Below are 282 nucleotides of genomic sequence, written 5' to 3'. Positions count from 1 at the left end.
GGCGAGCAGAAAACAGCGCCGAGCAATGCCGGACGCGATTTCCGGGGCGAGAAGCGCAGCAATGCGACCCATGCATCAACCACTGATCCCGATGCCCGCTTATTCAAGAAAGCGCGGGGCCACGCAGCCAAGCTGTGCCATATGGCCCATGTCCTCATGGAGAACCGCAATGGCCTCGTAGTCGATGCGATCCTCACCCACGCGACCGGCACCGCCGAACGCGAGGCCGCACTGACCATGCTGGGCCGGATGGAAGGGCGCCATCGGATCACGCTGGGCGCC

General features: G+C 64.5%; 1 pseudogene. It reads left to right on the top strand.

Annotated features, from left to right (window positions below):
* Positions 1 to 282, top strand: a pseudogene (locus ACYPYD_RS26230) (IS5/IS1182 family transposase); the annotation flags it as partial.

It is taken from the genome of Novosphingobium sp. 11B (assembly GCF_054589055.1).
The sequence above is the reverse complement of the archived record's forward strand: the minus strand, read 5'-3'. Positions and strand labels throughout refer to the sequence as shown.